The sequence below is a fragment of the Motilimonas sp. E26 genome, assembly GCF_021278025.1.
Taxonomy (GTDB): Bacteria; Pseudomonadota; Gammaproteobacteria; order Enterobacterales; family CBDFNC01; genus Motilimonas.
This window is the reverse complement of sequence record NZ_JAIBHJ010000004.1, coordinates 185,216-209,893: the sequence shown is the minus strand read 5'-3', so window position 1 is coordinate 209,893 and position 24,678 is coordinate 185,216. Positions and strand designations below refer to the sequence as shown.

Below are 24,678 nucleotides of genomic sequence, written 5' to 3'. Positions count from 1 at the left end.
GACCGCACAGCAGGTGCGGTCACATAGATAGATTACTTTTTATGGTTTTTGCTTTTAAAACCCGCGTAAGGATTCTTGCTATCGCTCGATCCTTGAGCGCGCTTTTGTTCATTGCTGCGTTGACTATTGGCATTGCGCTGTTCGCTACTATATTGACTACCCAATGCATCTTGACGCTTAATTGAATCAACGCCGCGTGTCGAGAAATGACGCTTGTGACCAATTTTAACTGTCCCCAATTTCGCCGCTTTTTCTTGCTGAGCCTGTGACACTTTAGTCGAAGCATCTTCGGTCTTGCTGGAGCCCGCTAACATAGCGGTAATATCTTGCATTTCGCTGTCGGTCAACTCACGCCATTCCCCTTTACGGATGTTTTCTAACGTCACATTCATAATACGAATGCGTTTTAACTTAGTGACGTTGTAACCCAAATATTCACACATACGACGAATTTGCTGGTTCAAACCTTGGGTTAGAGTAATGTGAAAAATAAATTGGCTTTTCTTTTTCACCGTACAACGTTGGGTAATAGTACCGAGGATCGGCACCCCTTGCGCCATACGACGCAAAAATTCATCGGTGATCGGCTTATCAACAGTGACCACGTATTCTTTTTCATGTTGATTACCAGCGCGTAAGATTTTATTTACAATATCGCCATCACTGGTTAAAAAAATCAACCCTTCTGATGGTTTATCCAAACGACCAATAGGGAAAATACGCAGCGGATGATTAATGGCATCAATCACATTGCCATGAACGTGACGCTCAGTGGTACAAGTAATGCCTTCTGGCTTGTAATAAGCTAAGTAAACCGCTTTTTGTTTCGGCTTGACTGGTTTGCCGTTAACCAGCACGGTATCTTGCTCGGTTACTTTAACGCCCACACCAGCCACACTGCCGTTAACGTTAACTTTACCGGCTTCGATTAACTTATCGGCTTCGCGGCGCGAGCAGTATCCCGTTTCACTAATGTATTTATTTAGCCGTTTTGGCTCACTTGCTGGGTTACTCATCACCTGACTCCGAGAGAGAAAAAGCGAATTTTAGGGGGATAAAGCCACGACTGCAAATAAAACACTCGTTTAATACAAAGAAGCTTAGATAAACAACGCGGGAAATTTACGCTGATAACGCGCCAACATGCTGATGTTACCTAATACGCCGCCTTGATGCAGGTATAGCATGGGAACCTTCGGCTCACGTTTAATCAACTCAGGCACCACATAAAGCCAGGCGAGGGGGTCATATAACAGCTCAAATTCCACTTTAGTTTGCCCTACCAGTTGTTGCCATATGGAAATAAATTCAACGTAAAGTTTACCAAAGTGATGTTTCTTAACGGGCACGATAATCTCAGGGTAGCGCTCTAAATGAGGCGCGAGGGCTGAAAACTGCTGCTGCAAATAATCACGGTCGCCGACACAAGGACAAGTCACCACATTAAACGGTAAGTGTTTTTGTAAAAATAGCGCCGTGGTGCCCGTACCTGAGGGCAGTACAAGATTGAGTTGCTTTATGCCCTGTTGGTGTGCCCACGCCATGATTTCTTGTGCCAATTGCGCAATGCCCCACTCCGCTTCTTGCATCCGGCCCCCCTCAGCGATAAGCACAGCATTAGGTTGATGTTGCTGCTGCCATTGCTGCAAATACGGCTCTACTTGTGCGCCTTTTACATGCGGCGGTAAGCAAATGATATTCGCGCCAAGGGACAGAGCATGCGCATAATTACCACTGGGGGATAATTGTAAAAACTGCGGTAAGTGTTGCACATAATAGTCAAGCTTTGCTCCTTTAAACTTGGCCAGTGCCGCCAAACTTAATAGTGAATTAGCTTGCGCTGAACCATTACCAATCAGTGTTTTACCTGCCAGGTCTGTTTGCGCTAAAAGGTAGGCAAATTTGCGCGCCTTGTTACCTGAAAAATCAGGATGGAGCAGATCGTCGCGCTTTAACCAAATAGAGTGCCCAGCAAAATGAATTGTTTGAACAGGGCTAGGCTGCAATTGCATCGCAGATGTCATTAACGACAAGCAGGTGAACGGTTGGCTTGTTGGCCTTTTGCTTCCCACTCTTGTGGGGTAAATGTATGTAGCGCTAAGGCGTGAATGTCATTGGCGAGCTCTTGCGCGAGTAATTCATTGATGGCGCGATGGCGAGCAATTAAGCGTAAGCCTGTAAATGCTTCACTCACTAACACCACGCGAAAATGACTTTCAGCGCCGTGATCGGAGCGATGCTTGTGACTTTCATTTTCCACTTCAAGTACCACAGGGGTAAAGGCTTCGGTTAATTTGGCGGTAATTTGCTCTTGAATCACTATCTTTCCTTAAAGAGAATAAAGCACTATTTTAACGTGCTTACTATCATTAAAGCCAGCGCCGAACGCGTTGGCAGTATTGGGTAAACTCATCACCAAATAGTCGCGTAAGAGCCATTTCCTCGGGTTTTATCTGAAACTGGTTCATATACAGCACAAATAAGGGCGCGGCAAAAAAACCGCTGAGGGTTTGTAAATAAAAAGCCCAAGTAAGCAAACAGGCCAATAAACCTAAGTACATAGGGTTACGACTGTATTGGTAAACCCCCGTTGTGACTAACTTTGTCGCCTGCTCTGGGTGCATCGGGTTAACGGTTGTATCTGAGCGGCGAAATAATTGCACCCCAGCCAGACCAAATATCAACCCGATGATTAACGTTACACCTCCCCCCAACATAGACACCAGTGCCGGTAAGCTAGCAATAGGTAACCAAAGTGATACTAATTTAGCGATCACCATCGCCACCAAAAATACGCCAACAGGTAATACTTTAAGAGATAAGGTCATGGCTGCGCCTTAGTAAAAATAAAAGTTATTCTATCGTCAATTTTCTTTTTATGACTAAAGTTTATTCAAAAACCTACAGATATAGGCATCTATTAGTGGAAAAATATTTTTAACAAAGCTAATGATTTGTTTTAAATGATATTTAGCCCATTTAACCAATACTAAAGTCGTGGCTTATATTTGACTATTGATGAGCCATTGTAGTATTAATGGCCGCAATTTTCCCACCTGACCAATAATTAAACCTGATGCCTTTGGCTCAGGTTCAAAAATAGTTGGTTTTAGGTGGTTTTGGATGTAACAAGGTTGGAAGGAAGTAACATGAAAGTTGGCATCATCATGGGGTCTAAATCAGATTGGCCTACAATGAAAAACGCAGCAGATATGCTAGATCATTTCGGCATAGCCTATGAAACCAAAGTCGTTTCGGCACACCGTACTCCGCAGCTTCTGGCTGATTATGCTGGCGCTGCTGCTTCTCGCGGCCTAAAAGTAATTATCGCTGGCGCAGGAGGTGCTGCTCACTTACCTGGTATGGCTGCTGCATTTACTAGCTTGCCGGTACTGGGCGTACCCGTTAAGTCTAAAGCCCTTAATGGCGTAGATTCATTACTTTCAATTGCACAAATGCCCAAAGGCGTTGCTGTCGGCACCCTCGCTATTGGCGATCCTGGCGCTGCAAACGCAGGCTTATTGGCGGCCCAAATTCTCGCGACTAGCGATGCTGAGCTAATGAGCAAAATCGATACCTTTAGGAAAAACCAAACCGAGACAGTATTAGCTAACCCAGATCCATCTGAGGACTAAAATGAAAGTCTTAGTATTAGGTTCAGGCCAACTTGCACGTATGATGTGTTTGGCTGCAGAGCCACTTAACATTCGTACCCTAGCCTATGATGTGAATCAAGACTTAGTGGTTCACCCGATCACTCAATTACCGATGAATATGTCTTACGCTGATGCCATCAACGAAGTGGACGTGATCACGGCTGAGTTTGAACATATTCCTGCGCCAATTTTATCTTTAGCGCAGCAAAGCGGTAAATTAAAGCCCGGTGCCAATGCCATTCAAGCAGGCGGCGATCGCCGAGTTGAAAAAGCTTTACTAGGCCAAGCTAAAGTGAACAATGCTAAGCATCATCTTGTCAGCGATGAAGCAAGCTTTAATCAAGCAATCAAAGCGCTCGGCTTACCCATCGTATTTAAAACCGCTAAAGAAGGGTACGACGGCAAAGGTCAATGGCGTTTAAAAGAAGCCAGTCAAGCCCAAGGGATCTGGCAGCAAATGGCTTCGGTTTTATCCAGCAGTGATGCCAGCCAAGCAATCGTTGCCGAGCAATTCGTTCCTTTTCAACGTGAAGTATCGATGATCGGCGCGCGTAATGCTCAAGGTGAAATAAAAACCTACCCGCTAACGGAAAATCATCACGAAAACGGTGTACTAAGTGTTTCCCTCGCCCTAGGTGAGAACGACGTATTGCAGCAACAAGCTGATCAAATGTTTACTGCCATTGCCCAAGCTCTCGATTATGTAGGCGTACTAGCCGTTGAATTTTTTGATTTAAATGGTGAACTGTTGGTTAACGAGATAGCACCACGCGTACATAACTCTGGTCATTGGACGCAACAAGGCTGCTATTCCAGTCAGTTTGAAAATCACATTCGCGCAGTGTGCGGTTTACCATTAGGTGATACTCAGCTTATTCAGCCTAGCCTGATGGTGAACCTATTAGGTGAAGCTCAGGTCAATAACCAAGTACTCGCCCTGCCGAGTGTTGGCGTCCATTGGTATAATAAAGAAAATAAGCCAGGGCGAAAAATGGGTCATATTAATGTTAGCGCAACAGATAAAGCAACATTAACCAATAAACTGTCGCAGCTAAAAGATCTGTTACCAATCAGCACCCATCAAGGCATTGAAGCCGTGTTAGGCAAGCTTACCAGCTAACTCGTCATGCTTTAAAACAGCAAGGTGTATATAAAAAACCAGCTTCGGCTGGTTTTTTTATCAATTTTCATCACTAAATACGGTGTGATATCAATTTTACCCAACTAAATTAGTTATAAAGTTACAACACTTTCGATCGTTAACAAACCAAAGATCGAAATACACTTAAACGTCTAAATACTGGGCTCAAATCTAGTAATTATGCAAAATTTGACAACAATGACCCCTTGTTTTTGTAACAAAACAACATTTTAAGTGGCAAAAATGGTTTCTATTACTGTAATCTGTAGCCTTATTACAGTATTTCTGAAATTTTTTTAGACTCGTATCATAGTTTTGCGAGATAAGAAACGTATTAAGAGCACCTTTTCAGTATAGTTGTGCAATAAACTTTAAATACTTGTACAGCGTATCCGCTGATTCAAGTTAGTATGGTAGCAGCAGGTAACAGAGCAATGAATACACTCGAAAAGATCCAAAAAAGTCTCGATAGCTTCAGTAAATCTGAACGCAAAGTTGCTGAAGTGATCTTGGCATCGCCTCAAACCGCCATTCACTCAAGTATTGCTGCTTTAGCTAAGATGGCAGACGTCAGTGAACCAACTGTAAACCGTTTTTGTCGCCGTTTAGACACCAAAGGTTTCCCTGATTTTAAATTACATTTAGCGCAAAGCTTGGCTAATGGCACGCCTTACGTAAACCGTCATGTTGATGAAGATGATGGCCCAGATGCTTATACATCGAAAATTTTTGAATCCTCGATGGCCTGTTTAGACGCAGCAAAAAATTCTTTAGACATTGCAACGGTGAATCGAGCGGTTGACGTATTAACTCAGGCAAATAAGATTTCTTTTTTTGGTTTGGGAGCTTCCTCTTCTGTCGCCCACGATGCACTGAACAAGTTTTTTCGCTTTAACATTCCCGTGCAGTGCTTTGATGATATATTAATGCAACGCATGAGCTGTATTAACAGTGGTGAGGGCGATGTAATAGTGTTGATTTCTCATACTGGTCGCACCAAATCATTGGTAGAAATAGCCAGTTTGGCCCGTGAAAACGATGCGACGGTGATCAGCTTAACAGCGAAAGACTCTCCCCTAGCACGAGAATCAAACCTAGTGTTATCGATGGATGTCCCCGAGGACACCGATATATATATGCCAATGGCATCACGCCTAGCCCAGTTAGTACTGGTGGATGTATTAGCGACCGGCTTCACCCTGCGCCGTGGTATTAAGTTCAGAGAGAACTTGAAAAAAGTAAAAGAGAGCATTAAAGACTCTCGCTTTGAAAAACCAAGTTTTAACTAAGGGCTCTGATGAGCCCTTTTTTTTGCTTTCTATTTGTCATTTGCTACCCAGCAAGCTGGCGTAGCCTAAGTTTAAAACATGGAGTTATAACATGACCAGACGTACCAAAATTGTCACCACCCTTGGCCCAGCAACCGACAGAGATAATAATTTAGAAAAGATTATTGCCGCTGGTGCAAATGTGGTGCGAATGAACTTTTCCCATGGCAGTCCAGAAGACCATGTTAAACGCGCACAAGAAGTGCGTGATATTGCGAAAAAGTATCAAAAACAAGTGGCAATTTTGGGCGACTTGCAAGGCCCTAAAATTCGTATTTCGACCTTCAAAGACAAAAAGATTAACTTAGCAGTAGGCGACTTATTTTGTTTAGATAGCGACTTCCCTAAAGGTGAAGGCAACCAAGAAAAGGTTGGCTTGGATTATAAAGAACTGCCTAAAGACGTGGTACCAGGTGATATCTTACTCCTTGATGATGGCCGTGTGCAGTTGCAAGTAGAAAGTGTTAACGGTAACTGTGTTAACACTAAAGTAACCATTGGTGGTGCTTTATCAAATAATAAAGGCATTAATAAAAAAGGTGGTGGATTAAGCGCTGCAGCCTTGACTGAAAAAGACAAACTAGACATTAAAACCGCGGCGTTGATTGATGTTGATTACTTAGCCGTTTCGTTTCCACGTAATGGTGAAGACATGCGCTATGCCCGCCAACTGGCTAAAGAAGCGGGTTGTAACGCCAAACTTGTCGCCAAGGTTGAGCGCGCAGAAGCCGTTGCTACCGATGAAGCTCTAGAAGACATTATCATGGCCTCTGACGCTGTGATGGTTGCTCGTGGTGATTTAGGGGTTGAAATTGGTGATGCGAACCTAGTGGGTGTGCAGAAAAAAATGATCCGCATGACGCGTAAATTAAACCGTGTGGTGATCACCGCAACGCAAATGATGGAGTCAATGATCAGCGCCCCCATGCCAACCCGTGCCGAAGTGATGGACGTCGCAAACGCAGTATTAGATGGCACGGATGCGGTCATGTTGTCAGGTGAAACAGCGGCGGGAGATTTTCCTGTAGAAACGGTGAAAGCCATGGCTGAGGTGTGTATTGGCGCCGAAGCGCACCCCAGTATCAATGTGTCGAATCATCGCATGAATTATACCTTTTCTTCCATTGAAGAGACGATTGCGATGTCGACCATGTATGCTGCGAACCACATGAAAGGGGTGAAAGCGATTGTCGCATTAACTGAATCAGGCTCTACGCCACGTTTAATGTCACGAATCAGCTCCGGCTTACCGATTTACGCCCTATCACGCAATCAAAAAACACTCAGTTTATGTGCTTTGTACCGCGGGGTAACGCCAATAGAATTTTGTAGCGGCGACACGGTGGCCAGTATAGAGATAAATAAACAAGCCATAGATAAATTAAAAGCCGAGGGATACTTAGATACAGGCGATCAAGTGTTATTCACCCATGGTGATCTGTACAACAAAGGCTGTACCAATACCTGCAAAATTTTAACGGTCGAATAATACTGAATTAAGCAACCTACTGCTAGCCCACTTAATTTTTAGTTAAGTGGGCTTTTTGTATATCATATTTTCGTGGTTATATTTGCTATACAAATTACAGCTTATCAAACACATCAACCGCGACAGCTTTATCTGTTAAAGCCAGAGAGGTGACTAACAATTCGAACTCGTGCGCATTAATAATCCCTAACGCTAGGCCTTGCGCAATTTTGTCCGCCATGGTCTCACCAACGATGGTTTTATCTTTAATAGCCTTAATAAGTTTACGCTCTGCATCTAGTGCCGCCAAGCGGGCTTTAAAGCTTCGCTCGACAATGCCTGTCGCATCATTTTCGTCATCACCGATGTAACACAAATGCGTTATAGCGTCACGCAGTTCACAATCCGACATCATGGTCTGGCATATCTCTTGATCGAGTTGATCCGATGGCAAACGATAATTAATGCCCCAAGGAAACAGCACTGTTTTTAAAACACGACTGATCCAAGGCTGACTAAAATTGTCAAAAAAGCCATCAAATGCCTGACCAATTTGATACAAATTATATTGTATGTTGTAGTGAACAAAAGGGATATCGCTACTAGGCGAGCCACGGTCATGAAACCATTTCAGGCTAGCAGAAGCCAAATATAAATGACTTAGCACATCACCTAAACGAGCCGAAATCATTTCCTTACGCTTTAAATCACCACCTAAAACCAACATAGAAACATCCGCCGTTAGGGCAAGAGCTCGGCTCATTCTCGTGAGCTGGCGATAGTATGTGGCCATTTTATTGTTAACTGGCGCGCCAATTAGTTTGCCCGCAGTTAAACCTTGCCAAGCCCCCATTAAGCTATTACCCATAGCAAAACCAATGTGCTTAATTAGCACTTGATCAAACTTGGCTAAACCAACTTGTGGATCGGGCTCCGCTGCAGCGGCTAACTCTGATAAAACATAAGGGTGACAGCGAGTGGCTCCTTGACCAAAAATCATTAAACTGCGCGTTAAGATATTCGCGCCCTCTACCGTGATCGCTATTGGAATTCCTAAGTATGCGTGGCCTAAGTAATTTTGCGGCCCCAATTGAATTGCCTTACCGGCATGTATATCCATTGCATCGCTGAGCAGTGTGCGGCCCATTTCTGTCATGTGGTACTTTGCAATGGCCGTAACAATAGCGGGTCGCTGCCCCATGTCGAGCGCTGTGGTCGTTAAGGTACGAGCTGCTTCCAGTTGATAGGTAAACGCACCAATACGCGCCATATTCCCTTGTACGCCTTCAAACTTACCAATCGGCAAACCGAATTGGTGCCTAACAAGAGCATAAGCACCAGTCATACGCGTGGACAAATGACCACAGGCCGCTCCTAAAGCGGGTAATGAAATCCCCCGTCCTGCCGACAGACACTCCACCAACATACGCCAACCTTTACCGGCATATTGCTGACCACCAATGATCCAATCCATTGGGATAAACACATTCTGACCTTGAGTCGTGCCATTTTGAAACGCCAGCCCCATCGGGTAATGACGCTGACCAATAATTACACCTGGATGGTCGGTCGGAATCAAAGCACAGGTAATTCCTAGGGCTTTGGTTTCCCCTATCAAGCCATCAGGATCATATAATTTAAACGCTAAACCAAGCACACTGGCAACGGGGGCAAGGGTGATATACCGCTTGTCCCAGGTTAAACTTATGCCTAAAACTTGCTCGCCTTGATAATCGCCGTAGCAAATAATACCTTTATCAGGAATGCTACCCGCATCGGATCCCGCATTTGGGCCGGTTAGCGCAAAACAAGGCACCTCTTCACCTTTCGCTAGCCTTGGTAGCCAGTATTTTTTTTGCTCTAAGGTGCCGTAATGACTTAACAGTTCACCCGGGCCGAGAGAGTTTGGCACCATTACCGTTACCGCTACCGACAAACTTCTGCTAGCAATTTTACTGACAATGGTTGAATTGGCTAAAGCTGAAAAACCTTTACCACCAAACTCAGGGTCAATGATTAGCGCAAAGAAACCTTCTTTACGAAGATATTGCCAGACAGCTTCTGGTAGCTTGTGGTCTTGCTGTACTATTTGATAATCATCAACCATGGCAAGTAGTGTATTCACTTGGTTGTCGAGAAAGCGTTGCTCTTGTTCGGTTAATTTGGCTTGCGTGTAGCCATGTAGACGCTGCCAGTCAGGCTTACCGGCAAACAATTCACCATCCCACCATACGCTTCCTGCTTTCATTGCTTCTTGTTCGGTCGCAGAAAGGGGCGGCAAGATTTTTTTAAAATAGCCGAATATTGGCCCCGAGATAAGCACCTGACGCACAGGTGCGAAAACAAAAATAATGACTAAACAGACTAATAAGAGTAACAAGATTTCCATACAACCCCCCAAACCAATGCAAATGACAATGGCGACATTTACCTAATCGCGTTAGGTGTGTTCAATCAAGGCTAGATAACAATCTCCATACTGTAAATATACGCCAGAGATGTAAAGTGAGTGCAGATGAAAGTGGAAATGATTAATTATTACTGATATGTCAGCAAGTTATTAATAAGCCACCTAAAGTCGATTGACCTTTTTGATAGTATAGGTGGCCTATTTTAGTTTGCTTAACTTAATGTGTAAGTTGTGATGAAGCAAGCCAAGTGCTGCTTAAGTGATTATTTGAACTTGAATGTATCGCTTCAGGCTTTCCCGTCAGCATTTCAGGGGTAACAAGCAAAATACCTTTGTCTGACACGCAATACTTTTTCTGATCCTGCACAGGATCATACCCAATCACTGTCCCAGAGGGGACTTGACAGCCTTCTGCTAATATCGCGCCCCTTATTTTACAATCACGACCAACGTTGACCGATGGCAGTAAGATGCAACCGTCAAGTTGGCTTCTTTTCTCTACTCTAACGCGTGAAAATAGCAGAGAATTTTTAACTTTAGCACCAGAGATAATACAACCAGCTGACACCACTGAATCGACCGCTTCACCTCGGCATCCTTCATCATCAAACACAAACTTGGCACCCGGTAGCTGCTCTTGGCAAGTAAAAATAGGCCAGCGCTCATCATATAAATTTAACTCTGGACTCACGCTAACTAAATCCATATTGGCTTGATAATATTCATCGAGGTTGCCAACATCTTTCCAATAGTGCTGTATACCATCAGAAACCGAGTTAAACACATAGGCATACACGTTATGATGCTGTATTGCTTCAGGAATAATGTCATAACCGAAATCGTGTTTTGAATTATCGTTGTTTGCGTCCGCGATCAGCATTCGCTCTAAAACGTCAATATCAAAAATATAAATCCCCATTGAACATAAGGCGTGTTCATTATCTCCAGGAATGAGAAATGGCGAAGCCGGTTTTTCTTCAAAAGCGGTGATCCGCTGCGCCTCGTTAATTTGACAAACGCCAAAGGATTTAGCGCGCTCAACATCAGAGCAAATCGTCGCTACAGTAAGCTCTGCTCCTCGTCTGACATGCTCTGCAAGCATTAAGCTGTAGTCCATTTTATAGATATGATCCCCCCCCAAAATCAATACATGTTTACAGCCCTGTCGACGTAGCAAATCTAAATTTTGAAACACTGCATCAGCCGTACCTTTGTACCAATCATCGCCCTTTTGCTGCTGGGCAGGCACTATCCCTACATATTCGCCAAGCTCCCAGCGCATATGGCCCCAAGCTCGTTGTAAATGAAATACTAAGTCACAGGCTTTGTATTGAGTGAGAACATCCACACGACGAATGCCCGAGTTAATACAATTAGAGAGAGTAAAATCTATAATTCGGTATTTGCCGCCAAAAGGAATACCAGGTTTAGCTCGATTATGAGTAAGGTGTTTCAGGCGTTTGCCTTTACCTCCCGCAAGGACAATAGCAACGGTATCTCTCAGTTGAGCACTCGCTGCATAGGTAGCATTAAACATGACGCGCGATCTCCTAAAATGCAGTTTTATTGCATTTATATTTATTTTACATTAAGTCTATTAGGTATGAGCGACGGGTCAGATCCTGTCAAATATTTAGATGGTAATTTAACCAGTAAGCGACGGTTGTTTGACCAAAATCAAGGCGTGTATTTTTTATCTTTTTCACGCTGGCGCCAATTGAGAATTTGCACTATCAAGCCCGCTCGTGATACGAGAAAATACTGACTCACCTCAGCTCTACTTAAACTTTATGTGGTCGAGTTCAAAGATGTTTATACGGCTAAATTCGTGTAAAGGGATTAAACGTAAAGGGAATGGGAGTAGGTAATCCGATTTTTTTAGTAAGTACCTGCTGCTTCACTTATCCATCAGCCAGAACGCTAACTCAGGCGAAATAACTTGAGATAACTGCTTAAAATGCCATCTTCAAATTCAACTGCCGAGTGAATGCCATTGTCATCACTACCAACAATATCAAATTCGTAGAGATGTTTGTCAGCTTGAATGGCAACATTGACAACGCCATTGTTCAAGGTCCAGCGACCCGTTAACGTTGCGCGATCAAACAACGCAATATCTCGAAGCGTACCATTGGCATAAAAATGCATTTCTGTGGTGTGACCACTTGGGTTGGTTTTCACCCAAACAGTATTGACGATTTCATGCTTAATAAGAGGCCGTTTACTTTGTAACCAAAGTACATATTCCCCTTTGGTAGAGACATAGCTTTTCAATTCTTCATCAAAAGGCGAGCTGGTATTCCAAAACGGCGAAGTATGCCCTTCCACCTCACGAGAATAAAGTAAAATTTTCTTATCTAATTCAGACCATTGCTGCGCTAACATTGATGTATTCTCGCTATTAAAAATCAGTGAAGGAAGCATATTAAAGGTCCACTTATTTCTAACCTTTACCTTTAGGCTTGGCTAACATGACCTCCTGATAGGATAGAAAATAGGCACGAAACTGCCGACTAAGATAAATAAACTGAGAGCCACAACAAAAAAAAAGCAGCCTATTTGGCTGCTTTTTCGATCTGTATCGAGTTTTTAATTCTGAGCTATCAATTAATCGTCAGCCTTTTTAGCCGCCGCCTTTTTCTTGGTCATCTCTTCAACCCACTTACCATCGATATACTTTGCCACCCAACCAGTAGGCTTTTTATCCACTTCTGTCATGACATACTGCTCTTTGGTTTTACGACTATAGCGAACTACCGCTGGCAAACCATCAGGGTCAGCTTGTGGGGCATGGGTTAAGTATTCAAATTTGGGTGACAATCTATCTTTAAATTGCACAAGCTCAGAGACTAAAGGAGCACGGGTTTCACGAGATTTAGGGAATGTACTTGCCGCTAAGAAAATACCTGACGCACCATCACGCAAAATAAAATAGGCATCGCTGTTCACACAAGGCAGTTCTGGTAAGTGCACTGGATCTTCTTTTGGCGGCGCAACTTCACCACTTTTTAAGATCTTACGGGTGTTTTTACATTCTTCATTAGTACAGCCCATGTATTTACCAAAACGGCCATTTTTCAACTGCATATCTGAGCCACACTTGTCACACTCAACAATCGGGCCGTCATAGCCTTTTATCTTGAACTTGCCTTGCTCAACCTGATAGCCATCACATGATGGGTTATTACCACAAACATGTAATTTACGGGTTTCATCGATGAGGTAACTGTCCATTGCCGTACCGCATTTATCACAACGACGTTTAGCCATGAGCGCTTCAGTTTCAGCATCTTCACCTTCAGCAATGGCTTCTTCACCTGGGGTAAGGTTTATGGTGGTTTTACATCTTTCTTTTGGCGGTAAGTTATAACCCGAACAACCCAAGAAAACACCGGTACTGGCGGTGCGAATACCCATTTCACGGGCACAGGTTGGGCAACTAATGTCGGTGATCACCATTTCATTCGGTGGCATACCACCTTCTTCTTCTGGCTGCTCTGCGAGGGCTAATTTTTGGCTAAAGTCGCCATAAAATGAATCTAATAAATCTTTCCAGTTTTCCTCACCGTTAGCGACTTTGTCCAAATCACCTTCCATTTCAGCGGTAAAATCATAGCTCATCAATTTTTCAAAACTACCCACCAAACGGTCAGCAACGATTTCGCCCATTTTTTCGGCATAAAAACGACGGCTTTCAACCTTAACGTAACCACGATCTTGGATCGTAGAAATAATACTGGCGTAAGTGGAGGGGCGACCGATGCCGCGCTTTTCTAACTCTTTAACTAAAGAGGCCTCGCTGTAACGCGCAGGTGGTTTAGTGAAGTGCTGTAATGGTTCCAGCTTCACTAAGTTGAGATTCTCACCCTTGTTAATATCCGGTAAATGCACATCTTCGCTGTTTTTTCGTACCGCTGTTTGCACCCGAGTCCAACCATCAAAACGTAAGATGCGACCCTTGGCTTTTAAGTGGTAATCACCTGCGGCAACAGTCAAGGTAGACGAATCGTATTTTGCCGGTACCATTTGACATGATACAAACTGACGCCAAATTAACTCATATAAGCGCTGTGCGTCACGGTCAAGGCCCTGAATATCATTTTGGGACACTGACACATCTGAAGGACGAATCGCTTCATGGGCCTCTTGAGCGCCTTCTTTGCTGCCATACTTGTTCGGCTGCTCCGGCAGGTATTTCTTACCGTAATTATCTTCTATATATTCACGCGCGGCATCAACGGCATCTTTACTCAAATTGGTTGAGTCGGTACGCATGTATGTGATGTAACCCGCTTCGTATAAGCGCTGGGCTAACATCATGGTTTTCTTTACACCAAAGCTCAAACGTGTACTCGCTGCTTGTTGCAGCGTTGAAGTAATAAATGGCGCTGAAGGTTTGCTGGTAGTGGGCCTGTCTTCACGGCTCAGCAGGCTAAATTTACTGCCTTGTAATTCACTGACTGCCGACATGGCTTGAGCTTCGTTGGTTGGCTTAAATGCCGCCCCTTGGTATTTAGCCACTTCCATGCGTAACTCGTCACCTTTAGGGGTGGTCAGGTCAGCATGTAAATCCCAAAACTCTTCTGGGTTAAAAGCCTTAATTTCGCGCTCTTTGTCTACTACAAGGCGTACAGCAACAGATTGTACTCGGCCTGCTGATAAACCTCGCGCGACTTTTTTCCATAACAGAGGCGATGCCATGTAACCCACTACACGGTCAAGAAAGCGACGTGTTTGCTGGGCATTTACACGGTCGATGTTCAGCTCGCTTGGTTGGCTAAATGCTTCTTGAATTGCAGATTTAGTGATTTCGTTAAACACAACGCGTTGATATCTGTCGTCTTCGCCGCCGAGAACTTCGCGCAGATGCCACGCTATTGCTTCTCCTTCGCGGTCCAAATCCGTTGCGAGATAAACCATATCGGCTTTATCTGCGAGCGATTTCAACTCATTAACTACTTTCTCTTTGCCCGGTAGAATTTCATAGTGAGCTTCCCAATCTTTATTAGGGTCGATGCCCATGCGAGCAACTAACGCTGCATAATCTTTGGTTTTTTTCAGTGCAGCCTTTTCTTCAGCTGACAAACCTGCCGTAGAGGTTTTAGCTTTAGCGGTCGTTTTTTTGGCGCTGCCACTGGTTGGCAGATCTCGAATATGCCCGACGCTCGACTTAACAACAAAATCCTTCCCTAGGTATTTGTTGATCGTTTTCGCTTTGGCTGGTGATTCCACAATAACTAGCGATTTGCCCATAAATTCAGCTTAACTCTGGTAATGAAAATTAAAAAATGGCCGCAAGTACTCTACCTGTACTACGTTCGACACTTATATAGATTGCCTATAACTGCTGTAAGATCAACTGTCATTTCTATTTATAATTCAGCAGCGGATTGTAGCCACGAGACCACGCATTGCAACCCTCTAAATATGAAAATGCGTTGGAATACCGCTTTATGTCAAGAAAAAAATATTTTTTCTTTTATCAATCGGTTCGCATTTTATTCCTTTATTACACTAAATTTAGAACTAAGACGAGCCTAAAAAGCGATGCCTAATGAAGACAGTTGAAATGAATTTTGATGGCCTAATTGGGCCAACCCATAACTATGCTGGACTGGCTTTTGGCAACCTTGCCTCAACGGCAGCAGCGCAGCATACTTCAAGTCCAAAGCAAGGGGCATTACAGGGTTTAGAAAAGATGCGACTACTGCATCAACTGGGCGTACCACAAGGCATTTTACCGCCATTGCAACGGCCGCATTTCCCGACCTTAAAGCAGCTCGGTTTTAGTGGAAAAAAATCAAATATAATCAAGCAAGTAGCCAATACAAACCCCACTTTACTGGCAAGCTGTTATTCCGCCTCAAGTATGTGGGTTGCCAACGCCGCCACCGTGTCTGCCAGTCAAGATTGCCAAGATGGTAAATTACACTTCACACCGGCTAATTTAGTCAGCCAATTTCATCGCTCTATCGAACCTCATGACACCGCCGCAATGCTAAAAGCCGTTTTTGCCCATTCCGACTATTTTGTGCACCACCCAGCCCTGCCACCTCACCCCGACTGGGCCGATGAAGGAGCGGCAAATCACACCCGATTGAGTTTGAATAATCAGCAAATGGGCCTTAACATTTTTGTCTACGGTCAAGCTAAAGCCACAACATTAACACCGCATATCTTTCCTGCTCGGCAACGGTTGGAAGCCAGCCAGATAATTGCTCAATCACACGGATTAACTCCTCAGCGAACCTTATTTTTGCAACAATCTCCCCAAGCTATTGACCAAGGGGTATTTCATAACGATGTTATCTGTGTTGGCCACAAAAATTGCTTATTTTATCATCAACACGCATTCGCCGATGAAACACTATTATTGCCCTTTTTAATCAAGCACTCAGCGCAACAAAACTGGCAACTTATCAGGGTACTAGAGTCTGAAGTTAGCATGAAAAATGCAGTCGAAAGTTATTTATTTAATAGCCAAATTGTGACGACAAAAGGCAATAAAATAGCTTTGATCGCGCCGCAAAACTGCGCAAGAAACAAACAAGTATCGGCGTATTTAATTGCTTTAACTCAATCTGATAGTGCTATTGATGAGGTCCATTTTGTCGATTTAGATCAAAGTATGAATAACGGTGGCGGGCCAGCTTGCTTACGCTTAAGAGTATGTGTAACAGAAGATGAATTAGCAGCTATTAACCCTGCTTGTCATTTTAATTTAGATCGATACGAGGCCCTGAAAGAGTGTATTGAGCGCACTTATCCAGACCGTCTTACTCCTCGCGACTTAGGCGATCCAGCATTACTTAAAACTACGCAAGCTGCACTAACCGAAGTTGGTAAAATATTAGGCGTGTCAGAACTTTACCAATTTTAAATGAATATTAATTGGCCAATTGCGCTTTTATTAGCAAGTTTCTAGGGGTAATTGAAAAATCGCAAAAGCGCATAACGTCAACTTGGTAACCAGCCTCTTGCAAAAACAAAGCACGATCGAGAATAAGCCAATATTCGAGTGGTTTACGAAAGCGCTGCCTCACTAACTCCATACGCGCTAAACCTTGGCGCTGTGTTTCGCCCAATGCCAGTGAATCCAGCAACAAACTAGCATCAAAGGGGATGGATTTTTCTGCACATGCCCAGCGACAAAAATCTTCATAGCTATGTGTTAGCAAAGACTTCGCAAAATTTGGCAATGGAGTATAAACCTGCTTTTCGGTCAGTAAGCTCACATAATGAGAAAAGCTTAAGCGCCAAAGTAACTCAGTGTCACGCAGCCGCTGCCCCCTAGCGCCTGTGGTAACGATTTGTTGTAGCGGAAGTTTTAAATCTAATTTACTTAAGGTTAGCTGTTGCTGCTGCGCTAATTGGCTCATGCCGGTGTATTGTTCATCTCGAATCAAATGATAACAACAAGGGCATACCAGCACAGCTGGCACTTTTTGCTGTTTAGCCATGAATAACAATTGCATATGTAACTGGCCGCAAGCATGTAATGCCATCACACCGCACTGCTGATGAACGTAATCACTGACGTCATCTTGAAGCACGTCAGCATGAATAAAGTTTTGTTGGCAATGGTGTTGCTCAGCCAAGCGTTGACCACTCTCACAAAGGCTCTGTTGCCACTCTATTGAACTCACTTGATGAACGGGTCCAAACAATGCTGCGCGCCCTAGGTGGCCTTTACCGGCACACCACTCTAGCCAATGGTTAGGCGACGACGGTAACTGAGCCGTAAACGCGGTTATTTGTGATAGCTTACGCCCTTTAATGCCGTTAGTAAGCCAAAAAGGTAATGCATTCGTCACGGGTGCGGGGGTGGATAACCAGTCATCCTGAAGAGCAACAAGATCAGGTAAAAAAGGGGCTATCCAATTTTCAGCTTGGTCATCATTATTAAGCAACAGGTTCAAGCTTGCCGGTGGTAACGCAAATAACGCATCCCCTAATTCACGGTATGTGTGCAGCCAAGGCGGTGTGGAATGTGCAAAAGGGACATATTGCCACAAGGCACAATAGCGTTTTAAAACCGCACTGAGCCGCTCAAAATGGTTACTAAGCAAGAAGATCCCCGAGATAAAATGACAAACACAAAAAAGCCAGTGATCAAACTCGAACACTGGCTTATTATCAAACGCGATTTACGCTAACAATTAGAATAAACGATTTGATAAATCATACAAGTCTTGACGGAATGGGCGACGCATAGTGGTCAAGCATTCAATAATGTTATGATGCACCAGCTGGCCTTTTTGAATACCCACACAGCGAGCACTCTCACCTTTTAACAAAAGCTCTACTGCATAGCTACCCATACGGCTTGCTTGTACGCGATCCCATGCGTTAGGCGCGCCACCGCGCTGAATGTGGCCTAAAATAGTGGCACGTGTTTCACGGCCTGTTGTCTTCTCGATGCGCTTGGCCATTGCGTTCACGTCGGTCATTAGCTCAGTGATCGCGATAATAGCGTGTTTTTTTCCTTTGGCTTCACCGTCTTGAATTTGCTTGAGAAGCTCATCTTCATCAAAATCTACTTCAGGTACTATGATGTATTCCGAGCCGCCTGCAACCGATGCCCATAATGCTAAGTCACCACAATGGCGACCCATGATTTCAACAATTGAAATACGGTTGTGAGAAGAAGAGGTATCACGTAAACGATCTATCGCATCAACCACAGTGTCTAGTGCAGTCATAAAACCGATAGTGTAGTCCGTACCTGAAATATCGTTGTCGATGGTGCCCGGCAAACCGATACAAGGAAAGCCCATTTCACTTAGTTTCATCGCGCCCATGTATGAGCCATCGCCGCCGATCACTACGAGCGCTTCGATGCCATGCTTTTCAAGGTTTTTGATCGCTTCTTTACGGATACTTTCTTCTTTAAATTCAGGGAAACGAGCTGAGCCTAATACAGTACCACCGCGGTTGATTACATCAGATACATCATGACGGCCCATAGGTTTGATTTTGTCATGATATAAACCGTAGTAGCCACCGTAAATACCAAATACTTCCATGCCTTCTGATAAACCAGCTCTTACCACAGCGCGTACCGCTGCATTCATACCTGGAGCATCGCCACCACTGGTTAGTACGCCTATTTTTTTAATCACTTGCTACCTCGACCAATTTAAATCAAAATTTTCCTAACAGCCCGATAATTTTATCCAGCTGCTACCTGCATTCTTGGAGTCTCTCACTCTCTTCAATTCACATCAGGAGAAAACCTCCTTAGTGTACCTATTTTTTTGTTTATTGTAGTTAGTAGATCAATATAAATTTCAGTTCTCACCTATTTTATGGCTAATCAAAGCAAAATTTTTGTTAAAGAACCTACTGATAACGAACTTTGGCTCATTATGATGTAATAAATCCACTTTTTCTTTGTTCTTTCGCAAAAACAGCGCGCCATAATCAGCCTTTTTAGCCATTAAGGGTAGATAATGATAAAAAAACACTACATGAGTAATTGAAGCTCTCCTGCCCTGCCAGAGGATCTCAGACCGAGATAAAGCGCACACTCTGTTGAAATAAATGTGGTTAATAAGTGAAAACCCTACTTGCAGATGGAACTAATAAAGCAGATAGTTGTCAAACTCGTTGGATCTAGCATTTAACTCCGCCATATTGCGGTATAAAGCAGGCTAACTGAGTATATTCACTAGATTGTCATTTTTTTGCCCCATAACTGTCATTTTTTCAGGGCAAGTTAAGAAGCTAAATTAAACAAACAATAAAGAAAGAAGAGAGAATTATATTATGCAAAACAAAAAACGAAACCTACGTAACCGACACCTTTGGTTCAGTTTATGGAATCCAAAGCAACAAGACCTACCACACTTATGTGACGGTCAACAAAGACCTATTCGAAACAGCGGTCGTTAATACCACTGTCCGCCCAACTAATGATTAACCGAATATAAGTAACAACATTTATCACTCGCCACATGGCAGTATCAGCAGTCACGGTTAATCAATAAGAAAAGCCCAACGGTTAATCCTTTGGGCTTTTTTGTTTCAACTAGGTTACGAGTGTAACTTAGTTCATGTAACGCGATTCAAAAGATACGACAGCTTCACCATCGCTATTATTCAGTGTTAGTGTTTCACCTTCAATGGTAAAGCTAACCACGTTAGCCATTGCATTTAAATAAGCTTGCTCCTGCTCCATCCCGTTAACACACATTTTGCGAGTACCCGCTAACGGTGTCAGGGTGACTTGACTACCCTTCACTTCATAATTTCCCATAAAGTTGTTACAGCCCGAAAATCCCCGAACTTGGTTTTCTTGAGTCATAAACTGCACAAACATTTCCCGCGCACCTTCAAAGGACGGCACGTCTTGCTTGCCTATTTTCATTAGTTTCCAATAAGTATTGGTAAACTCAGCGGCCACCGCCGTTTGTTCAACTTGCTTCACAATTATCTCAAATGGTTGCTTGGCTTCGTTAGCGAAAGGATCTAAATGTTCTGTTGATGTATACAACAGATTTTCATTCAATTTGATCGTTGCTCGAAGGCTATAACGATGGTTGTCTTTGATTTCATTTAAGTCATAATCAAGTACTAAGGCATAAGGAGGGCCGCCCTGAGCTTTCATTGATTGCTGCGCCAAAATATCTGATTTGCTATCTGCTTTTGACACATCCAGCAGGCTTACCTCAACAACTGCGCCCGGCTCTAACATGCTTCGATCTAAATAAAGAACTTGTATCGCAAGCGGTTTCATTTGGGTTGCCTTTGTTGATGTGCTTTCTTTAGTTGTGCCCTGCTGCGCTTCGCTTGTACCCACGCTTACAGCAGCTATGTCTGCTGGGTTGGTGTCAGCCTTTTCATTACATCCTTGCAAAAAACTTGCTGAAAGTAATACAGATGACGCCACAATTATGGTGTTTACCTTATTCATTGACACTCCTTCAGAGGAAATGGTTATCGCGAGTTATGTCACTTATCATGATGATTTGCCGTTATTAAGTGAAATAAAGAATTGTCATAGTAATTATGAATGACAACGTTAACCCATTATTACTTTGCATAAGTAGTAAATAATGCTGTACTTGCGTCGCAAATTTAATTCGACCAAAGAGATCTTAATTGATGACTGACCATGCTGCTATCGACGTGCCCTTTTCCTTTCGCCATCAATGCTGGTTTTGCGCTGAGCCGAGTAAGCAAAGTTTAAACTTCCCTTTACATGAAGATGAAATCGCCCTTTGTGAGCACATACCGCTACAGCTACCGTGCTGCCCTGAGTGCTTGAGCATCGCTAAGCAACATAAATGGTCCACTACCCATATCGACATGTTCAGATCAAAGCTTAAAAAAGCCTTGGCCCTACGCTATAAAAAGCATTTAGACATAGGTAACAATTGGACCAAAGAAGAGCTAGAGCAAAGTGAATTTAACGGCAAAGCCTTTGAAGGCTTTAAAAAAAGCGCTTGGATGATGTTTGAAATTGCCCAAGGGAGAATGGAGTTTCAAGGTTGGCCCATTATCGTTAATGGCCTTGAAATAAGCGCCTTCACCCAACCAAGTTTTAGCTTTGATGGCGAAGAGTTTCCTCATTTAGAAGCCGCGGTTCAAGAATACGCCAAACGCTTTCAGATTAATTCTACTTATCTCTCAGCCGTGGTTGATAAAATTGGCTCTACGCGGTTTTCAGCTGCAATTAGGCATTGCCGAATTAACCCTCTCGACGAACCCGAAGATTTAGCTTTATTAGTCAGCTTAGTGAATTAATCGCGCGCGTTGCAAAGCCTTACTTGGCGTCAAACTTCGTTGCTTATGACTTATAACGAGAGGTTTAGTCTCTCGTTATCACTTTTCTGCACGCAATAGCAAAGATAGACAATCCCATAGAAAGCTTACCTATTAATAATTGTCGCCCACTGAATTGGCTATAATTTGGCTAAGCTGAGTATAAGACAAACCACTTTGCTGCTGCAGTTCGTTAAATGCCTGTTGACACTGTTGCAGACCTTTTTTACTTGTAGTGCCAACGTCTAACGCTCCTTGTGAGCGTAAATAGCCTTCGACATCTTTGGTTAAAATAAAAGTATCTACGCCAAGTTTACGCAAACTGTAGGCCGCAATATTACCACCAAGGCGGGCGCCATGTTGTTTTAAATAAAGCCAAAGTCCAGTCACGTCATTACTGGGCCAATGAGCAACAAAGTTTGCAAATGAGCCATGCTCCCTAGCCAACTCCAGAATCATTTGCGCATTTTGTGGCACTGTGACAATTTTTTGTCGAGCCCTCACGATCCGCGTATCTTGGCACAGTTTTTCAATATGCTGATCATTAAGCAGCACCATTTTTTCTGGTGCAAAACCAAAGAAGGCCTCCTCAAAACCAGGCCATTTGTTACGCACAACCGACCAAACGAAACCAGATTGAAAAATAGTTTGCGTAAACGCTGCGAGAAAGCGGTCATCACGGATATTCTCCACCTCTTCAGCTGACAACGCACAGGAGAGCAATTTGCTTAGGCAAACCTCTCCTCCTTTGCGCTGGCAAGCTCGTTGATATAATTGCTCAAACTTTTCCAATGTGTTCTCCTACCTTTTTTGCTTTATAGCAAGCTCTCGATGACAAATATCGACTGAATTTGGATCATAAAACGCTGCCAAAATCTTGTTTCGGGCTCATGATCTAAATAGATAATCTGGCTATCATTCGTCGTTTTCCAGCGTAATCTTTTGCCGGAGTTGGGCTTACCAACTAGCTCCACTTGATAAGCAAATTGATTGATATGAGTATCGATCTGATCTGCCAACTGTACCGATAGAGAAGCCGAATCAATCAATACACCCATTTCGGTATTATGCTTAACTGAACGCGGGTCAACGTTAAATGAACCAACAAATAACCACTGACGATCAACAATAAAGGATTTCGTGTGTAAACTCATATTGGAAGAGCCTATCCAACTGCGATTATTCTGATATTGCTGATTTAAAATTGCTTTAAATTCGTACAAGGATATACCTTGTTTAAGTAGTGCCTTGCGATAGCGCATATAACCCGCGTGAACCAAGGCGACATCATTTGATGACAATGAATTAGTAATAATGGTGACTGACACACCGCGTTGCACCAAATCACCAAGAAATTTAACGAAATCATCAGTTGGCACAAAGTAGGGAGAAATAATTAACACCTCAGAAGCCGCCGAGTTTAACAACTCAAGCAGTGCTGGCGTAATATGAGTTTGAGAATGTATTTCCCCTGCGGTGGCTTTATCCGGAGCATCAGCTAATAAGTCAGCTTTCGCCCAAACGAGCTTTTTTAGAATCTCATCCGATAGCTTAAATTGGGAAGACTGTGCGATGGCATGCAGATAAGGATTGTTTTTATCTAAACTGTTTTGTTGCTCAAAATCAGCGCGCACTTGCGCTTCTTGTTCTGCGGAGATCTGATCTGGGCTGATAAAAGCATCGATTTGCCAAGTTAGCTGGCTGTTCCAATACCTATCAAACATAGCGGATACGGCTGGAACAATACTTCCCATTGCTAATACATCTAGATCACTAAACTCAGAATGACTTTGCGCACCAAAATATTCATTACCAATATTACGCCCTCCCACAATGGTAAAGCTGTTATCAACTGTAAACGATTTGTTATGCATCCGATTATTGACACGACTTAAGTCGGTTAAAAAATCAAATGATTTGATACTTCGATTTGCAAAGGCATTGAATAAGCGAACTTCAATGTTGTGGTGCCGATTCAGCAAATGTATCCCGAGATCTTTTCCAGATGTGTCTAAGTCGTCAAGTAATAAACGCACCCGCACACCGCGATCTGCAGCGCTAAGCAACTCGCTAATAATAAGACGCCCAGTTAAATCATTCTTCCAGATGTAATATTGTAAATCTAATGAAACCTCAGCCGACCTAATTAAACCCACTCTAGCAACAAATGCATCCATGCCATCAGCGAGTAGGTAAAGCCCAGACAGATCTTGATGGGCTAATCGATAAGGCTCTGCTTGCTTCGCTAAAAACGAGTGTTGAGTATCAACTAAGGTATAACTCAGTTTCTTATTATCATTACTTGGTAAAGTCGCACAGCCCACCACAAGCAAATTAAGAATTAGCAGAGTAAAAATTTGAATAAAAGACCAAGACAAAAGCGTTCGAGCCATACAGGGTTACCTAACCATTAGCGTGCAAAAGATGATAAATCAATTTGGCACTATAAGGCAGGCTGATAGTTATGCAAGTGAGTATCGAAAGTATGCTTTGGAGTGATAGGCAACACTAGGGTCTTTATATGAAACTTAAGGAGTGGTTTAAATCAATGGGGCTTAAGAGGTATGGGGTTTTGCTTACAACCTATTTTTTCTCTAACGGCACTTCGTTATCGTCGAAGTGGTGGGCGATACTGGACAAGTAATCTGTCCCCGCATTATAAATAGTGCGGTGCTCTCCCTTTAGAGTCTTCATTTTCTCTATCGGCACTTCGTTATCTTCGAAGTGGTGGGCGATACTGGGCTTGAACCAGTGACCCCCGCCTTGTAAGGGCGGTGCTCTCCCAACTGAGCTAATCGCCCGATAGAGTATAAAGTTGCCACTTCGCGTTGAAGTGGTGGGCGATACTGGGCTTGAACCAGTGACCCCCGCCTTGTAAGGGCGGTGCTCTCCCAACTGAGCTAATCGCC

Annotated in this window: 19 protein-coding genes and 1 tRNA gene; 6 read left to right on the top strand and 14 right to left on the bottom strand. The window is 43.4% G+C overall.

The features are described 5' to 3' along the window. Positions 1 to 32 precede the first annotated feature (32 nt). From rluF to K1M91_RS05300, 4 genes are all read right to left on the bottom strand, one after another. Positions 33 to 1,016: a 23S rRNA pseudouridine(2604) synthase RluF gene (gene rluF / locus K1M91_RS05315; protein WP_232800511.1), complete on the bottom strand. Its 984-nt coding sequence runs from the start codon at positions 1,014 to 1,016 to the stop codon at positions 33 to 35. A gap of 84 nt (positions 1,017 to 1,100) precedes the next feature. Then, entirely contained in the window at positions 1,101 to 2,012 is a 912-nt protein-coding gene (locus K1M91_RS05310) for a pyridoxal-phosphate dependent enzyme (RefSeq protein ID WP_232800510.1), read from the bottom strand. An 11-nt stretch (positions 2,013 to 2,023) separates the two neighbouring features. Continuing rightward, a complete protein-coding gene (locus K1M91_RS05305; protein WP_232800586.1) occupies positions 2,024 to 2,323 on the bottom strand; it encodes a BolA/IbaG family iron-sulfur metabolism protein in 300 nt (99 codons plus the stop codon). A 46-nt stretch (positions 2,324 to 2,369) separates the two neighbouring features. Beyond that, positions 2,370 to 2,828: an isoprenylcysteine carboxylmethyltransferase family protein gene (locus tag K1M91_RS05300; protein WP_232800509.1), complete on the bottom strand. Its 459-nt coding sequence runs from the start codon at positions 2,826 to 2,828 to the stop codon at positions 2,370 to 2,372. Between the two features lie 321 nt (positions 2,829 to 3,149). Between K1M91_RS05300 and purE the strand changes: the two genes are divergently transcribed. The 4 genes from purE (at position 3,150) to pyk (ending at position 7,614) form a co-directional block, all read left to right on the top strand. Next, on the top strand, positions 3,150 to 3,635 hold the full coding sequence (gene purE / locus K1M91_RS05295; protein WP_232800508.1) for a 5-(carboxyamino)imidazole ribonucleotide mutase: 486 nt from the start codon (positions 3,150 to 3,152) through the stop codon (positions 3,633 to 3,635). 1 nt (position 3,636) lies between these two features. Beyond that, positions 3,637 to 4,776, top strand: a complete 1,140-nt coding sequence (locus tag K1M91_RS05290; protein WP_232800507.1) for a 5-(carboxyamino)imidazole ribonucleotide synthase — start codon at positions 3,637 to 3,639, stop codon at positions 4,774 to 4,776. Positions 4,777 to 5,231: 455 nt separating this feature from the next. Continuing rightward, positions 5,232 to 6,086: a MurR/RpiR family transcriptional regulator gene (locus K1M91_RS05285; protein WP_232800506.1), complete on the top strand. Its 855-nt coding sequence runs from the start codon at positions 5,232 to 5,234 to the stop codon at positions 6,084 to 6,086. A gap of 91 nt (positions 6,087 to 6,177) precedes the next feature. Next, a complete protein-coding gene (gene pyk, locus K1M91_RS05280; protein WP_232800505.1) occupies positions 6,178 to 7,614 on the top strand; it encodes a pyruvate kinase in 1,437 nt (478 codons plus the stop codon). Positions 7,615 to 7,708: 94 nt separating this feature from the next. Here pyk and K1M91_RS05275 read toward each other — a convergent pair whose 3' ends face one another. The 4 genes from K1M91_RS05275 to topA form a co-directional block, all read right to left on the bottom strand. Then, the gene (locus K1M91_RS05275; RefSeq protein ID WP_232800504.1) at positions 7,709 to 9,982 is read right to left on the bottom strand and encodes an acyl-CoA dehydrogenase; all 2,274 of its coding nucleotides are present in this window, start codon (positions 9,980 to 9,982) and stop codon (positions 7,709 to 7,711) included. Between the two features lie 238 nt (positions 9,983 to 10,220). Then, positions 10,221 to 11,540 (bottom strand): glucose-1-phosphate adenylyltransferase, encoded by a 1,320-nt coding sequence (glgC, locus tag K1M91_RS05270; RefSeq protein WP_232800503.1) that lies wholly within the window; start codon positions 11,538 to 11,540, stop codon positions 10,221 to 10,223. Positions 11,541 to 11,923: 383 nt separating this feature from the next. Next, positions 11,924 to 12,427 (bottom strand): hypothetical protein, encoded by a 504-nt coding sequence (locus tag K1M91_RS05265; RefSeq protein WP_232800502.1) that lies wholly within the window; start codon positions 12,425 to 12,427, stop codon positions 11,924 to 11,926. A 183-nt stretch (positions 12,428 to 12,610) separates the two neighbouring features. Further along, positions 12,611 to 15,256, bottom strand: coding sequence for a type I DNA topoisomerase (gene topA / locus K1M91_RS05260; protein ID WP_232800501.1), 2,646 nt, complete (start codon positions 15,254 to 15,256; stop codon positions 12,611 to 12,613). A gap of 301 nt (positions 15,257 to 15,557) precedes the next feature. On the opposite strand from topA, the gene astB reads away from it, so the two are divergent. Beyond that, complete coding sequence (gene astB, locus K1M91_RS05255) at positions 15,558 to 16,883, top strand: N-succinylarginine dihydrolase (protein WP_232800500.1); 1,326 nt, start codon at positions 15,558 to 15,560, stop codon at positions 16,881 to 16,883. 7 nt (positions 16,884 to 16,890) lie between these two features. On the opposite strand, the gene K1M91_RS05250 is transcribed toward astB, so the two are convergent. The 3 genes from K1M91_RS05250 to K1M91_RS05240 form a co-directional block, all read right to left on the bottom strand. Next, the gene (locus tag K1M91_RS05250) at positions 16,891 to 18,072 is read right to left on the bottom strand and encodes a methyltransferase (RefSeq protein ID WP_232800499.1); all 1,182 of its coding nucleotides are present in this window, start codon (positions 18,070 to 18,072) and stop codon (positions 16,891 to 16,893) included. Between the two features lie 90 nt (positions 18,073 to 18,162). After that, positions 18,163 to 19,125 (bottom strand): 6-phosphofructokinase, encoded by a 963-nt coding sequence (pfkA, locus tag K1M91_RS05245; protein WP_232800498.1) that lies wholly within the window; start codon positions 19,123 to 19,125, stop codon positions 18,163 to 18,165. A 926-nt stretch (positions 19,126 to 20,051) separates the two neighbouring features. Then, on the bottom strand, positions 20,052 to 20,918 hold the full coding sequence (locus K1M91_RS05240) for an META domain-containing protein (protein WP_232800497.1): 867 nt from the start codon (positions 20,916 to 20,918) through the stop codon (positions 20,052 to 20,054). Positions 20,919 to 21,106: 188 nt separating this feature from the next. Between K1M91_RS05240 and K1M91_RS05235 the strand changes: the two genes are divergently transcribed. Next, positions 21,107 to 21,751 carry a hypothetical protein gene (locus K1M91_RS05235; protein WP_232800496.1) on the top strand — a complete coding sequence of 215 codons (645 nt, stop codon included), beginning with the start codon at positions 21,107 to 21,109 and terminating at the stop codon, positions 21,749 to 21,751. Between the two features lie 132 nt (positions 21,752 to 21,883). On the opposite strand, the gene K1M91_RS05230 is transcribed toward K1M91_RS05235, so the two are convergent. The 3 genes from K1M91_RS05230 to K1M91_RS05220 form a co-directional block, all read right to left on the bottom strand. Next, entirely contained in the window at positions 21,884 to 22,561 is a 678-nt protein-coding gene (locus K1M91_RS05230; RefSeq protein ID WP_232800495.1) for a DNA-3-methyladenine glycosylase I, read from the bottom strand. Between the two features lie 23 nt (positions 22,562 to 22,584). Further along, positions 22,585 to 24,162 (bottom strand): phospholipase D family protein, encoded by a 1,578-nt coding sequence (locus K1M91_RS05225; RefSeq protein ID WP_232800494.1) that lies wholly within the window; start codon positions 24,160 to 24,162, stop codon positions 22,585 to 22,587. Between the two features lie 332 nt (positions 24,163 to 24,494). Then, positions 24,495 to 24,570 (bottom strand) — tRNA-Val (locus tag K1M91_RS05220). Positions 24,571 to 24,678: the final 108 nt, after the last annotated feature.

Bases quoted from the DNA above. Each gene is read 5' to 3' on its own strand.
- rluF (WP_232800511.1), bottom strand. From the start codon at position 1,016: ATGAGTAACCCAGCAAGTGAGCCAAAACGGCTAAATAAATACATTAGT.
- K1M91_RS05310 (WP_232800510.1), bottom strand. From the start codon at position 2,012: ATGCAATTGCAGCCTAGCCCTGTTCAAACAATTCATTTTGCTGGGCAC.
- K1M91_RS05300 (WP_232800509.1), bottom strand. From the start codon at position 2,828: ATGACCTTATCTCTTAAAGTATTACCTGTTGGCGTATTTTTGGTGGCG.
- purE (WP_232800508.1), top strand. From the start codon at position 3,150: ATGAAAGTTGGCATCATCATGGGGTCTAAATCAGATTGGCCTACAATG.
- K1M91_RS05290 (WP_232800507.1), top strand. From the start codon at position 3,637: ATGAAAGTCTTAGTATTAGGTTCAGGCCAACTTGCACGTATGATGTGT.
- K1M91_RS05285 (WP_232800506.1), top strand. From the start codon at position 5,232: ATGAATACACTCGAAAAGATCCAAAAAAGTCTCGATAGCTTCAGTAAA.
- pyk (WP_232800505.1), top strand. From the start codon at position 6,178: ATGACCAGACGTACCAAAATTGTCACCACCCTTGGCCCAGCAACCGAC.
- K1M91_RS05275 (WP_232800504.1), bottom strand. From the start codon at position 9,982: ATGGAAATCTTGTTACTCTTATTAGTCTGTTTAGTCATTATTTTTGTT.
- glgC (WP_232800503.1), bottom strand. From the start codon at position 11,540: ATGTTTAATGCTACCTATGCAGCGAGTGCTCAACTGAGAGATACCGTT.
- K1M91_RS05265 (WP_232800502.1), bottom strand. From the start codon at position 12,427: ATGCTTCCTTCACTGATTTTTAATAGCGAGAATACATCAATGTTAGCG.
- topA (WP_232800501.1), bottom strand. From the start codon at position 15,256: ATGGGCAAATCGCTAGTTATTGTGGAATCACCAGCCAAAGCGAAAACG.
- astB (WP_232800500.1), top strand. From the start codon at position 15,558: ATGAAGACAGTTGAAATGAATTTTGATGGCCTAATTGGGCCAACCCAT.
- K1M91_RS05240 (WP_232800497.1), bottom strand. From the start codon at position 20,918: ATGAATAAGGTAAACACCATAATTGTGGCGTCATCTGTATTACTTTCA.
- K1M91_RS05225 (WP_232800494.1), bottom strand. From the start codon at position 24,162: ATGGCTCGAACGCTTTTGTCTTGGTCTTTTATTCAAATTTTTACTCTG.